Source organism: Bacteroides sp. 44_46 (assembly GCF_001915465.1).
GTDB lineage: Bacteria > Bacteroidota > Bacteroidia > Bacteroidales > Bacteroidaceae > Bacteroides > Bacteroides clarus.
Genome location: NZ_MNQO01000016.1, coordinates 36,020 through 49,973, shown reverse-complemented (window position 1 = coordinate 49,973; position 13,954 = coordinate 36,020). Strand labels below are relative to the sequence as shown.

At 45.1% G+C, this 13,954-nt stretch carries 10 protein-coding genes; 5 read left to right on the top strand and 5 right to left on the bottom strand.

Annotation, left to right across the window (positions count from 1 at the left end):
* Positions 1-100: 100 nt before the first annotated feature.
* Positions 101-1,432, top strand: a complete 1,332-nt coding sequence (locus BHV73_RS08300; RefSeq protein ID WP_009121045.1) for an MATE family efflux transporter — start codon at positions 101-103, stop codon at positions 1,430-1,432.
* A gap of 44 nt (positions 1,433-1,476) precedes the next feature.
* The gene (gene dpp5 / locus BHV73_RS08295; RefSeq protein WP_286737881.1) at positions 1,477-3,687 is read left to right on the top strand and encodes a dipeptidyl-peptidase Dpp5; all 2,211 of its coding nucleotides are present in this window, start codon (positions 1,477-1,479) and stop codon (positions 3,685-3,687) included.
* Between the two features lie 148 nt (positions 3,688-3,835).
* Here the strand turns inward: dpp5 and BHV73_RS08290 are convergent, their stop codons facing one another.
* Together BHV73_RS08290 and BHV73_RS08285 are read right to left on the bottom strand one after the other, a co-directional pair.
* Positions 3,836-4,894, bottom strand: a complete 1,059-nt coding sequence (locus tag BHV73_RS08290) for a PspC domain-containing protein (protein ID WP_087411888.1) — start codon at positions 4,892-4,894, stop codon at positions 3,836-3,838.
* Between the two features lie 55 nt (positions 4,895-4,949).
* Positions 4,950-5,276 carry a PadR family transcriptional regulator gene (locus BHV73_RS08285; RefSeq protein ID WP_009121048.1) on the bottom strand — a complete coding sequence of 109 codons (327 nt, stop codon included), beginning with the start codon at positions 5,274-5,276 and terminating at the stop codon, positions 4,950-4,952.
* Between the two features lie 313 nt (positions 5,277-5,589).
* Between BHV73_RS08285 and BHV73_RS08280 the strand changes: the two genes are divergently transcribed.
* Positions 5,590-6,087, top strand: coding sequence for a GNAT family N-acetyltransferase (locus BHV73_RS08280; protein ID WP_022218814.1), 498 nt, complete (start codon positions 5,590-5,592; stop codon positions 6,085-6,087).
* A gap of 87 nt (positions 6,088-6,174) precedes the next feature.
* Here BHV73_RS08280 and BHV73_RS08275 read toward each other — a convergent pair whose 3' ends face one another.
* The 3 genes from BHV73_RS08275 to uvrA all read right to left on the bottom strand — a co-directional run bounded on the left by BHV73_RS08275 (position 6,175) and on the right by uvrA (position 11,226).
* Complete coding sequence (locus tag BHV73_RS08275) at positions 6,175-7,737, bottom strand: peptide MFS transporter (RefSeq protein ID WP_009121050.1); 1,563 nt, start codon at positions 7,735-7,737, stop codon at positions 6,175-6,177.
* 119 nt (positions 7,738-7,856) lie between these two features.
* A complete protein-coding gene (gene ybaK, locus BHV73_RS08270; RefSeq protein ID WP_022218813.1) occupies positions 7,857-8,345 on the bottom strand; it encodes a Cys-tRNA(Pro) deacylase in 489 nt (162 codons plus the stop codon).
* 52 nt (positions 8,346-8,397) lie between these two features.
* The gene (uvrA, locus tag BHV73_RS08265) at positions 8,398-11,226 is read right to left on the bottom strand and encodes an excinuclease ABC subunit UvrA (protein WP_286737876.1); all 2,829 of its coding nucleotides are present in this window, start codon (positions 11,224-11,226) and stop codon (positions 8,398-8,400) included.
* Positions 11,227-11,410: 184 nt separating this feature from the next.
* Here uvrA and BHV73_RS08260 point away from each other — a divergent pair, with 184 nt between their 5' ends.
* Together BHV73_RS08260 and BHV73_RS08255 are read left to right on the top strand one after the other, a co-directional pair.
* The gene (locus BHV73_RS08260) at positions 11,411-13,207 is read left to right on the top strand and encodes a muramidase family protein (protein WP_286737875.1); all 1,797 of its coding nucleotides are present in this window, start codon (positions 11,411-11,413) and stop codon (positions 13,205-13,207) included.
* A gap of 48 nt (positions 13,208-13,255) precedes the next feature.
* Positions 13,256-13,942: a porin family protein gene (locus BHV73_RS08255; RefSeq protein ID WP_087411886.1), complete on the top strand. Its 687-nt coding sequence runs from the start codon at positions 13,256-13,258 to the stop codon at positions 13,940-13,942.
* The last annotated feature ends 12 nt before the right edge of the window (positions 13,943-13,954 follow it).

Here is a 13,954-nt window from a genome sequence, read left to right as displayed (position 1 = left end):
CATTGCCCGGCTTTCTTTTCCTTTTTCAAGTACATCAAAAAGGGTTATCAAGTATATCAAATGATTTTTTCAAGTATATCAAAAAAACTATCTATCGAATATGCAAACTAAGTACACCTACAAAGAAATTTGGCTTATAGCCTACCCTATCCTAATCAGTTTGCTCATGGAGCAGATGATCGGTATGACAGACACCGCCTTTCTGGGACGTGTAGGCGAAATAGAATTAGGAGCATCTGCCATTGCGGGTATCTTCTATATAGTAATGTTCATGGTGGCCTTCGGTTTCAGTATCGGAGCGCAAATTCTGATTGCACGGCGTAACGGTGAGCAGCAATATAAAGAAATAGGCAACTTGTTCTATCAAGGCATCTATTTTCAATTAGGAATGGCAGCGGTTATGTTTGTCGTCTGTTATAGCTTTGCTCCGGTGATATTGAAGCGGCTTGTCTCTTCCGAGCATATTTACGATGCGGCAATGAGTTATCTCAACTGGCGTGTCTTCGGTTTCTTCTTCTCCTTTACGGCGGTAATGTTCCGTGCGTTTTTCCTGGGAACGACACAAACCAAAACACTGACATTGAACTCAATCGTCATGGTATTGAGCAACGTCGTCTTCAACTATATCCTGATATTCGGCAAGTTCGGCTTCCCTGTCCTCGGCATTGCCGGAGCGGCCATCGGCTCGTCATTGGCGGAATTGGTTTCATTGATATTCTTCATCATCTATACCCGCAACCGCATTGATATCCGCAAATATGGGCTGGACAAGATACCGGGCATCCGTTGGAACATACTCAAGCGTATGCTCAACGTTTCTTTTTGGACAATGGTACAGAATTTCCTGTCACTCTCTACTTGGTTCCTGCTGTTCCTCTACGTAGAACATTTGGGAGAACGTTCGCTGGCCATCACAAATATCATCCGTAACGTATCGGGAATCATGTTTATGGTGATGATGGCATTCGCGTCGACCTGTGGCTCATTGGTCAGCAACCTTATCGGAGCGGGAAACATCAGCTGCGTACCCGGAACAATACGGCAACATATACGTATCGCGTACGCTTTCGTATTGCCGTTTGCCGTATTCTTCGCCCTGTTCCCCAAATTGATATTGGGCGTGTATACGGATATGCCGGAATTGCAAGAGGCGGCTATCCCCTCGCTGTGGGTGCTTTGCTCCGCTTACTTGTTTCTCGTACCGGCCAATGTATATTTTCAGTCCGTATCGGGAACGGGTAACACACGTACCGCCTTGGCCTTGGAGCTGATAACGCTGGTAATTTACACCTGCTATATCACATACATTGTGGCCTATCTGAAGTTAGACGTGGCATTTGCATGGACATCGGAAATAGTTTATTCCGTAGGTATTTTAGTGCTTTGTTACTTCTATATGAAGAAAGGAAAATGGAGTCTGAAGAAAATTTAAATTAATTCCCTATCTTCGCTACCAAAATAAATCTTCAAACATATATGAAACAATCAAACCTATTATTTATGTCGGCAGCAATGATGTTGGCATCCTGCGGCGGAACCAAAGAAGCAGGACAAAACGGAGCGCTTATCGAGAGATCGGATATAAAAATCGAAGGTCAGCGTATGACGCCTGAAGCGCTTTGGGCAATGGGACGTATCGGCAGCGTAGCCGTATCGCCCGACGAGAAACAGATTGCTTATTCGGTAGCTTATTACAGCGTGCCCGAGAATAAGAGCAATAATGAACTGTTTGTTATGAATGCCGACGGCAGCAATAACAAGCAAATTACTCGTGACAATTGGCAGGAAAGCCAGCCTGCCTGGATTAAGGACGGCAAGAAAATCGCTTTCCTGTGCAATGAAAGCGGTAGTAGCCAAGTATGGGAAATGAATCCGGACGGTACGGAACGCAAACAACTCACTCAGTATGACGGAGATATCGAAGGATTTGCTTTCTCGCCCGATGGTAAGAAATTACTTTTCATCGCTCAAGTAAAGACCGTGCAGAGCACCGCCGACAAGCATCCCGATTTGCCCAAGGCAACCGGCATCATCGTTACCGATTTGATGTACAAACATTGGGATGAATGGGTAACGACCGCTCCGCATCCTTTCGTTGCCGAATTCGACGGCAATGGCATCAGTAATGTGAAAGACATCCTTGAAGGACTTCCCTATGAAAGTCCGATGAAGCCTTTCGGCGGCATCGAGCAACTGGCGTGGAGCCCCGCATCGGATAAAGTGGCTTTCACCTGCCGTATGAAAACGGGACTGGCATATGCTATTTCTACCGACTCGGATATCTATGAATACGATGTACAGAAAGGCGGCTTCGTCAACCTTTGCAAACAGGATGCGAAAGCTTCCGACGGTCAAACCGAAATGGCGGGCTACGACACCAATCCGCAATATTCTCCGGACGGCAAATACATCGCATGGCAGAGTATGGAGCGCGACGGCTATGAGGCAGACCTCAACCGCCTGTGTGTAATGGACCGTGCTACCGGAGAGAAACGTTTCGTCAGCCAAGGATTCCAATCCAATGTAGACGCTTTCTTGTGGAATAAAGACTCGCGAAGCATCTTCTTCCTGGGTGTATGGCAGGGCAGAACCCAAATCTACAACACCGGTTTGGAAGATGACAAACATATATACCAACTGACCAACGGCATGTACGACTATGCTTCGATGGCCTTATGCGGTAACAGTATGATTGCCAAACGCCACTCCATGTCCATGGGCGACGAAATTTTCTCCATCGGTCAGTTGGACAGCAAACCTTTCCCTGTCTGCATGTTCGGTACCGATACGTACAACAATGCCGATAGCAATACTCCGGTAGAGGAGATTTATCCCGTAACGCAACTCACCTTCGAGAACAAACAAATCTACGACCAACTGAAAATGGGTAAGGTAGAGGGACGCTGGATGAAAACCACTGACGGCAAGCAGATGTTGACCTGGGTTATCTATCCGCCGCACTTCGACCCGAACAAGAAGTATCCTACCCTGCTCTTCTGCGAAGGCGGTCCTCAAAGTCCTGTCAGCCAGTTCTGGAGTTATCGTTGGAATTTCCAGATTATGGCGGCCAACGATTATATCATCGTAGCTCCCAACCGTCGCGGTCTTCCGGGATTCGGCGTAGAATGGAATGAGGCTATCAGCGGCGATTACGGCGGTCAGTGCATGAAGGATTATTTCACCGCCATTGATGAAATAGCGAAAGAGCCGTTTGTCGATAAAGACCGTTTGGGTTGTGTAGGCGCCAGCTTCGGCGGTTTCTCCGTTTACTGGCTTGCAGGACATCACGACAAACGTTTCAAAGCATTTATCGCCCATGACGGCATCTTCAATATGGAAATGCAATACCTGGAAACCGAAGAAAAATGGTTTGCCAACTGGGATATGGGCGGCGCATACTGGGAAAAGAACAATGCCACAGCCCAACGTACGTTTGCCAACTCCCCTCACCTCTTTGTAGACAAATGGGACACTCCTATTCTCTGTATCCACGGTGAAAAGGATTTCCGTATTCTCGCCAACCAAGCTATGGCCGCTTTTGATGCAGCCGTCATGCGCGGCGTGCCTGCCGAATTGCTCATCTATCCCGATGAAAACCATTGGGTACTGAAACCGCAAAACGGTATTCTGTGGCAGCGTACATTCTTTGAATGGCTGGATAAATGGCTGAAACCGGCTAAACAATAAAGAAAGCAGATAAAAAAGGATATGAAAAAAGGAAGTTAACATCGTTGGTACGATGATGTTAACTTCCTTTCTTTATGATATTAACTTGCTATAAATATTCTATTAACTTCTTATTTACCAATGCATCAATAGGATATTATTCTATTAATCACACCAGAATGCCCAATATCGGGAAGGTTGCTCCCTGCATAGCGAAGCAGATACCAAAGACGGCTGCACTCACAATCCAAAGAATAACCAAAGTCCATTTCAAGCCGGAAGCCATCGGCTGCCACTTAAATATCTGGCTGAATATTGCCCAAACAAGACTTACCAATGGAATGCCCACCAACAAAATACCCGCAATGTACATTACAATAGCCGATAACGGAGAAGTAGGCAATATCACATCAAAAGTGGGGAACATCGAGATAAGCGCAGCTCCGCCACCAATAGCCACCATTACGGCCGCAAAAAGCAACGCGACAAATACTACTCCGAACACAAACAATAGCGGGCTGCAAATAATGGCAAATATCACCAGACAGATTTTGAAAAACCAACCGGCCACCATCACCAAAGCATCACCCAGCTTCTGCAAGAAAGTACGGGGTTTATCGGATTTCATGTAATCATTCACACCGTTGGCAACCTTTTCAAAACCATCGGTCACGGTCTTCCCTATATTTTCTACCGTAACGGCTTCACCGCGCATACTCAGTTTCTCGGCGGCTGTACGCGCTTCGGGAATAACCAACCAACAAACGATATAAACCGGAATCAATGTTCCTACTCCACAAATCAATACAACCAGCAACAACAGACGGAGCAGAGTCACATCCCATCCCAAATACGCAGCCATACCGCTGATAACACCTCCCAGTAACTTATCATCCGGATTACGGTAAAGACGGCGGTGTATCGTAGTACGGGTTGCATTGCCAACCGACGGCTCACTATCGTTTTCCGCTTCCATATCTTCCGGTTTTCCCATACGGGCAATAACCTCTTCCACATCAGTAATGGTAATCACTTGCGAACCCGCAGTAAGTTTCTCCGCAAAGAGCTCGGAAATACGGCGCTCAATATCATCAATAATCTCGTCTGCACCGGCTTCCTTACGGAAATGTATCTTCAGATTACTTAAATAATTATCCAAAAGACGGTAGGCGTCTTCATCAATATGAAAAACAGTTCCGCCTAAGTTTACCGTTAATGTCTTTTTCATTGTTATATGTTTTTTATTTATTATTTTATTATCTAATATGTATAATTGCCAACCGCTAATTATTCGCTATATGATTGACCGTATCACTTAATTCCCGCCAAGATACTTCCAGCTCACCTAAAAACAGCTCCCCTTTCTCTGTCAGCTTATAGTATTTGCGTGGCGGCCCTTGCGTGGACTCTATCCATTCGTAACTCAATAAATCATCATTCTTCAAACGGGTAAGTAACGGATACAGCGTTCCTTCCACCACAATCAACCGGGCTTCTTTCAGTTTTTGTATAATATCCGAAGCGTAAGCCGGTTCTTTATGGAGCAATAGCATGATGCAATATTCAAGCATGCCTTTACGCATTTGCGACTTTACATTATTAACATCCATAATCTATTCATTATTAATTTGCTTTATTAATTACAACAAAGATGCCCTACCGGCATTCTTTGTATGGCACAAATATATGTATTATATTAGTACTATGTATTGCAAAGTACTTTATATTTATATTAATTAACAATAATCCCGGATTTTACACCGCCAATACCTAAAGTTTATGCCTTTTATTCCTAAGGTTTGCAACACATATACCTTGACGCTAAGCTCTGATGCACCGGATTATAATTTCGGCCGATTAAGATACACCGTTTCATAAAGCATGCTATATTTGTATCCGATTAACAATATAAACGCCACAAATATGTTTACTATCAGAAAAGCGACAAGCGCCGATTGTGAATTGATTCACAAACTTGCCTGGCAGATATTTCCCGAAACCTACAAGGAAATACTTTCAAAGGAACAAACCGAATATATGATGGAGTGGATGTACTCTTTGGAGAATATCCGTAAGCAAATGGAAGAAGAAGGACATGTGTACCTCATAGCCTACGAAGAGTGTGAAGCAGCAGGATATGTATCCGTACAACCGGAAGGCGACAACCTGTTTCATCTGCAAAAGATTTATGTACTCCCCTATTATCAAGGGGCGCACTGTGGAAGTTTCCTGTTTCGTGAAGCCATAAAATACATCAAGGAAGTGCATCCGGAACCATGTATGCTGGAATTAAACGTAAACCGTAATAATAAGGCAATACACTTTTATGAGCGTATGGGAATGAAGAAATTAAGAGAAGGAGATTTCCCGATAGGAAACGGGTATTATATGAATGATTATATAATGGGAAAGGAAATTTAAATTTAAATGAAGAATGAAGAATGAAGAATAAAAAATGAGAAATTCTTCATTCTTCATTCTTCATTCTTCATTTAACTGGGTTTTCATTTATTTTGCCACTCTCTCCAGCCACTTAACCATTGAGAGCATTACAATCATAGAAGCGCCCGTCGCACCTACAAAGACTAACCAACAAGCCCAGATTGGAACGGTAGTATAAAGAATACCGCCAATGAAAAGCAACGAGTTACCTACTGCGGTCGCAGCCAACCAACAGCCCTGCATCAAACCTTGCAAATGAGGAGGAGCCACCTTCGAGACGAAAGACAATCCCAGCGGCGAGATAAACAATTCGGCAACCGTAAGGATGAAGTACAAACCGATCATAATCCACGGAGTTACACGGATGGCATTAATTTCAGCCGCACTCATTGTACTCAGCGCATCTTTGGCGGGCAGCGTGAACGAGAATACCATAAGGAAAATATAAGCCAATGCCGCGATACCCATACCGATGGCAATCTTCATCGGTGTGGAAGGTTCTTTCTCCTTCTTCTTCAGCGCGCCGAAGAACCACATGATAAACGGAGTAAGGAATACCACAAAGAACGGATTTACACACTGGAATATTTCAGCACCCTTGATACGGGTAAAGCCGAGGTCGATATCGATTACGCTCAAGTCTACATAGTCGCGCGCAAAGTAAGTCAGCGAATAACCATTTTGGTGGAACGACAACCAAAAGAAAATCACTACACCGAATACAGCGAACAAAGCGTAAATACGCTGTTTGATTTCGGCCGCACTCATCTTGATTTCTTCCTTGCTTACAGTAGCGTTCTGCTCTTTGGCAGCTACCACTTTCTTTGCAGGATCGGGGAAACGGTTCTTATTGGCCAAATAGATTACCAATGAAATCAACATGGCAACAATGGCAGCCATGAAAGCATATTGGAAACCACGGTTAAACACATCCAGGTAGTTATTGACAAATGTACCCATATCAGCCACGTGGCTGCCGTCGAGCGTAACCTTATCGGCCAACGATGCAAGATTCTCCATTGCCTGAGGAGCCATTTTATCACCTTCTTTAAGGAATTGGTGACAAAGCTCGGGTAAAGTGGCATCATAATCGAAGTTATTGACCTTCAACCACCAGTTACGTACACCGATAGCAATCCACGGAGCAAAGAAACCGCCGATATTGATAAACATATAAAAAATCTGGAAACCGGAGTCACGCAGACTCGAGTATTTGGGATCATCGTACATCTGACCTACCAATGCCTGAAGATTACCTTTGAACAAACCGTTACCGAAAGCGATAACCAAAAGTCCGAGACAAGTCAATCCCAGGTAAAGTCCCATGCTGGGAACCGGCGTAGGAGTAGGAATGGCAATAATCAAATAGCCGACAGCCATCATCACCAAACCGGCAAGAATAGTACCTTTAAAGTTTTTAGTCTTGTCAGCTATGATACCGCCCGCCAATGCCAGAATATAGATGGATGCATAGAATGCGGAATAGATATATCCGGTAGTCGTTTCAGACAGCCCGAACTTGGCCGAGATAAACAGTGTAAGGATTGCCATCATGATATAGAAGCCGAAACGTTCTCCCATATTAGCCAAAGCGGCAGCAATCAAACCATTAGGGTGTTTGCTAAACATAAAAATAAGTTTTTGTAAATTAGTAATTAGTATTAGTTTATTTATATTTTTTGCAAATATATACTTTTCATCGAGATTTTCGGTAAGAAAACAGAATATCTCTTGTCCGAACCAAGCTTTTACGGTTCAAAAAGAGTGCAAACCTCGGCGCGTACTTCCTTTATCAAATCTTTCGGAGCCAGTTTAAGCTGTAGTCCGCGTTGCCCGGCACTGATATAAATATAGGAGAATTGCAGGCATGTCTCGTGAATATAAGTGGGAAAAGGCTTTTTCATACCGATAGGCGAGCAGCCGCCGCGAATATACCCTGTCAGCGGAAGCAGTTCCTTCATGGGGATAAGGTCGCACTTCTTGTTTCCGGAAACCTTGGCCGCCAATTTCAGGTCGACTTCATGCTCTCCGGGAATGACGCACACGAAATAACCGGTCTTGTCACCATGCAATATCAATGTTTTAAAGACTTGTTCTATATCCTCTCCCAGGCTGGCGGCAACGTGTATGGCACTCAAATCTTTTTCATCCACTTCGTACGGGATGAGTTCATAGGCAATCTTCGCCTTATCGAGCAGCCGTGCTGCATTCGTTTTATTAATTTTGGGTTCTTTCATCACAAGATAATCATTTTTCATCACAGGATAATTGTCTTTCGCCGTAGGATATTCAAAGATGAAGTTCTTCTTTCAGAAACTTCGGAGTATATCCTTTCGTACTCTTCGCCACTTCTTCGGGTGTGCCGCAAGAGAGAAGCTCTCCCCCGCCCTTACCGCCTTCGGGGCCCATATCGATAATATAGTCCGCCATTTTGATAACGTCGAGATTATGCTCGATAACAATAACCGTATTACCCTTATCGACTAATTTATTCAGTACATTCATCAAAACGCGAATATCTTCAAAATGCAGTCCGGTAGTGGGTTCGTCAAGAATATAGAGCGTCTTGCCCGTATCCCGCTTGGAAAGTTCGGTAGCCAATTTCACACGCTGGCTCTCACCACCGGAAAGCGTGGTGGAAGATTGCCCCAACTTGATATACCCCAAGCCGACCTCTTGAATTACTTTAATCTTATTCAATATCTGAGGCACGTTCTCGAAGAATTCCACCGCGCGGTTTATCGTCATATCCAGCACATCGGCAATGGACTTCCCTTTAAAGCGCACTTCCAACGTTTCGCGGTTGTAACGCTTGCCATGGCAAACCTCACAAGGGACGTAGACATCGGGCAGGAAGTTCATTTCAATGGTTTTGTAACCATTACCCTGACAGGCTTCACAACGTCCGCCACTGACATTGAACGAAAAACGTCCCGCTTTGTAACCGCGGATTTTAGCCTCAGGCAAGCCTACAAACAAGTTACGGATATCGGAGAAGACTCCCGTATAGGTGGCAGGATTGGAACGAGGGGTTCGTCCCAACGGCGACTGGTCTACATTCACCACCTTATCTATATACTCCAGTCCTTCGATACTGCCGTATTCCAAAGGGTCTTGAAGGGAACGGTAAAACTTCTGTGAAAGAATAGGCTGAAGCGTTTCATTAATCAACGTAGACTTTCCGCTACCCGACACACCTGTAACGCAAATCAGCTTGCCAAGCGGAAACTCCACATCCACATTCTTCAGATTATTACCCTTTGCGCCACGCAGCCAAAGACTATGACCGTTGCCCTTCCGCCGTTCGGCAGGAATTTCGATGGCACGCTCACCGTTCAAATATTGGGAAGTCAGCGTATGCGTCTGCAACATCTTCTGCGGAGTACCGGCAAATACGACTTCACCACCCAATCTGCCCGCTTTTGGACCCATATCGATGACATAATCGGCTGCGAGCATCATGTCTTTATCATGTTCCACCACGATAACGGAATTACCCATGTCGCGCAGTTCTTTCAGCGAATGGATAAGCCGCTGGTTATCCCGCTGGTGCAATCCGATGCTCGGCTCGTCCAGGATGTAGAGCACATTTACCAACTGCGAACCTATCTGCGTAGCCAGTCGAATGCGCTGGCTTTCACCACCGGAAAGGCTGACAGCGCTGCGGTCTAACGACAAATAGTCCAATCCCACATCCAGCAAGAACTTCAGACGGGTGCGGATTTCTTTCAGAATTTCCACGGCAATCTGTTGCTGCTTATTGCTAAGATACCGGTCTACATTCATCAGCCAGTCATACAACTCGTTGATATCCATTGTAGAGAGTTCGTAAATATTTTTATCATGAATGCGGAATGACAAGGCTTCCTTGTTCAACTTCGCCCCATGGCACTCGGGACAGACGGCCGTCTTGGCAAATTGCTCCGCCCACTTCTGTGCCGTGGCAGACGCATCCTTTTCCTGTAACATCTGGATGTATTTCACTACTCCCTCAAAAGTTACAAAGTAGTCGGAAGATGTACCGATAAGCGAGCTCTTTATCTTTATACGCTCGTCCGAACCGTACAATATCTCCTCGATGGCATCGTCCGGAAGCTCCTTAACAGGGGTTTTCAGCGTGGCTTCGTATTTCTCCAACAATGCGGTAATCTGCCAGAATATCATGCTGTTCTTGGATTTTCCCAAAGGTATGATGGCTCCCTCTCCGATAGACAGTTCGCGGTCGGGGATAATCTTGTCTATATCAATCTGGCTCACCACACCCAGCCCTTTACACTTCGGGCAAGCCCCTTGCGGAGAGTTGAAAGAGAAATTGTGGGGAGCAGGTTCGCGATAGGACAATCCGGTCACAGGACACATCAAACGTTTGCTATAATGACGTACGCTCTCACTTTGGGCATCAAGAATCATCAGCAACCCGTCACCCTGGCGCATGGCGGTGGCAACGCTGTTCTTCAAGCGGGTATCATCCTTATCCGCTACCACCAGTTTGTCAACGACCACCTCGACATCATGGTTCTTGTAGCGGTCCAGTTTCATGCCGGGCAACGCTTCGCGCACTTCACCGTCCACGCGGACGTAAAGATAGCCTTTTTTGCGAATTTGCTCGAACAACTCCTTATAATGTCCCTTACGGCTACGTACCAGCGGAGCAAGAATGTAAATGCGTTTCCCTTTGTAATCATTCAGAATAACCTCAAGAATCTGCTCTTCGGTATATTTCACCATTTTTTCACCGGAAAGATAAGAATAAGCTTCACCGGCGCGGGCATACAACAGACGAAGATAATCGTATATCTCCGTTGTCGTACCTACGGTAGAACGTGGGTTTTTATTGGTTGTCTTTTGCTCAATGGAAATCACCGGGCTCAATCCTGTAATCTTATCTACATCGGGACGTTCCAGATTGCCCAAGAAGTTACGGGCATAAGCGGAAAATGTTTCAATATAACGGCGCTGGCCTTCGGCGAATATCGTATCGAACGCGAGAGATGACTTGCCGCTTCCGCTCAATCCTGTAATCACCGTCAGACTGTTACGGGGGATTTCCGCATCGATATCTTTCAAATTATGTACACGCGCTCCGTATACATTGATATATTCTGTTTCTTCTTGCATACTTTAATTAATGAATTTGTGCAAAAATAACGGTTTCCGACCGAATATCAGCCGAAAAGAAGTATTTTTCAGTTTTGAAATGCACAATATTATTTCTTAACTCAATCCTTTGGTTAAAATAGGACAATATTGTTAACTTTGCGGCTACTTTGGGAAATTGTAAACATAAACCAACGATTACTGAATGAAAACAATCAACCGTATTTTTTGCTCCCTACTGCTTGCCGGCGCATGTGGCCTCGGAGTAAATGCACAAGAAAATCAGTCATATTTTCTGCATACAATAGAAAAAGGCCAAAGCTTATACTCCATTGCCAGTATGTACAATATCAGTCAGGCGGATATAGTAAAACTGAATCCCGGCAGCGATGACAAGATATATGTGGGACGCGTTCTACGCATTCCACGCACGGACGCCAATACGCAAAAAGAAACCTTTCACACCATAGCGCCCGGTGAGACCCTTTACCGCCTGACCGTGAAATATAACGTATCCGCCAAAGCAATATGCGACGCCAACCCCGGACTGAGCGCCGAGAACTTCCGCATCGGACAGGTAATCCAAATTCCCTCTGCTACGGACGAGACAACCGTCACCGCAACCACACCGGAACTATCCGGTATATCTACGGGCAATTCGTCCGTTCAAGCTCCGGTACAGTCGCGTTGCCGCGATATGCATAAGGTAAAACGCAAAGAAACGGTATTCAGCATCAGCCGCGAATACGGCATTACAGAAGCCGAACTCATTGCCGCCAATCCGGAGTTACGGGGGGAGAATAAAATAAAGAAAGGCTCATTCCTTTGCATTCCCTACCCCTCTGCCCAAACTCAGCAAAGCACACATCCCCAAACCGTGCCGAGCGACAGCGAACTATTCAGTGAAAACAAAAAGAGTAACGAGCGCATCAATGTCATCAAGGCAGCCGTTATCCTTCCCTTCCTATCCGACGGAGCAAGCAAAAGCGAATCTGCAAAAATGGTGGAATACTACGAAGGTTTCCTCATGGCGGTAGACAGTTTGAAACGTACAGGAACTTCCATAGACCTTTATACTTACACTACCGGTTCCGCCACATCATCTCTGAACTCCATACTGGGCAAAAGCGAAATGAAGGATATGGATATTATTTTCGGTCCGTTGCACCAGCAACACATCAAGCCGCTGGCCGATTTTGCCGACAAGCATGACATACGTCTGGTCATACCGTTTACATCGAAAGATAACACCGTATTCCGCAATCCGTCGGTGTACCAAATCAACACTCCCCAATCCTATCTCTATTCGGAAGTGTACGACCACTTTGTCCGCCAATTCCCCAACGCCAATGTAATCTTCATCGAAGCCAGCCAAGACACAAGAGACAAGGCGGACTTCATTAAAGGATTGAAAGAGGAACTGCGTAACCGTTCCATACCAACGAAATCATTGAAAGAAGATGCCACCGTAGAGTCATTGAAAGCCGTACTGCGTAACGACCGCGAAAATATCTTCATCCCGACTTCCGGAAGCAACATCACCCTGATTAAGATACTTCCGCAATTGACGTTATTGGTACGCGAAAAGCCAGACAGCCGTATACACTTGTTCGGTTATCCGGAATGGCAGACTTATACAAAAGACCATCTTGAGGCCTTCTTTGAACTCGATACATATTTCTATTCATCTTTCTATACGAACAACTTGCTTCCGGCGGCCATTAACTTCACCAAGAGTTACCGTAAGTGGTATGGAAAAGACATGGATGAACGTTATCCCAAATTCGGAATGTTAGGTTTCGATACAGGCTATTTCTTCCTCAAAGGACTGTCCCGATACGGTTCAGGTTTTGAAAAGAACCTGAACGAAATGAACCTCGTTCCTATTCAGACAGGATTCAAGTTCCAGCGTGTCAATAACTGGGGCGGATTTATCAACCGGAAAGTATTCTTTGTGCATTTCACCAAAAATTTTGAGCTGATAAAGCTTGATTTTGATTAAAGACGACTGACAGCCATTTGGCGTTATAGCAATTCGCAATTGAAGAAAATGAAACTAAAAACAATCATAGGAACAGCTCTTTTAGCAGGTACATGCGCTTTGCCGGCAAGCGCGCAGATAGGCGAACAACGCCATAACCTTTCTGTGGGTATCAACGGCGGTATCAACCTGAACAGCGTAAGCTTCTCTCCCAGAGTTCGCCAAAGCAATCTGATGGGTATCAACGGCGGACTGACAGCCCGTTATATTTCCGAAAAGTATTTCAGTATGATATGCGGTGCACAAATTGAACTTAACTTCTCCCAACATGGTTGGGATGAATTTTATCAGGACTATCCCGAATTACAATATACGCGAAAGATGAACTATATAGAGATTCCTTTCCTTGCGCACCTGGCGTTCGGAAAAGAAAGAGGCCTGCAATTCTTTGTACATGCCGGTCCGCAGATAGGTTTCTTTCTCGGAGACAGTTATACAATAAGCGGTGACTGGGACAATTATACGGGAATAACCGTTGAGCAGCATGATAAAGCTGTCGACAATAAGTTCGACTATGGTATTACGGGCGGAGCCGGTGTAGAGCTACGTACTAAAGCAGGCAACTTTCTGGTAGAAGGCAGGTATTATTATGCCTTGTCCGACTTTTACAGCAGTACTAAGAAAGATTATTTCTCCCGCTCGGCGCATGGAGTTATCACGGCTAAAATCACCTATTTATTCGATTTAAGAAAATAACGATACAAGTCC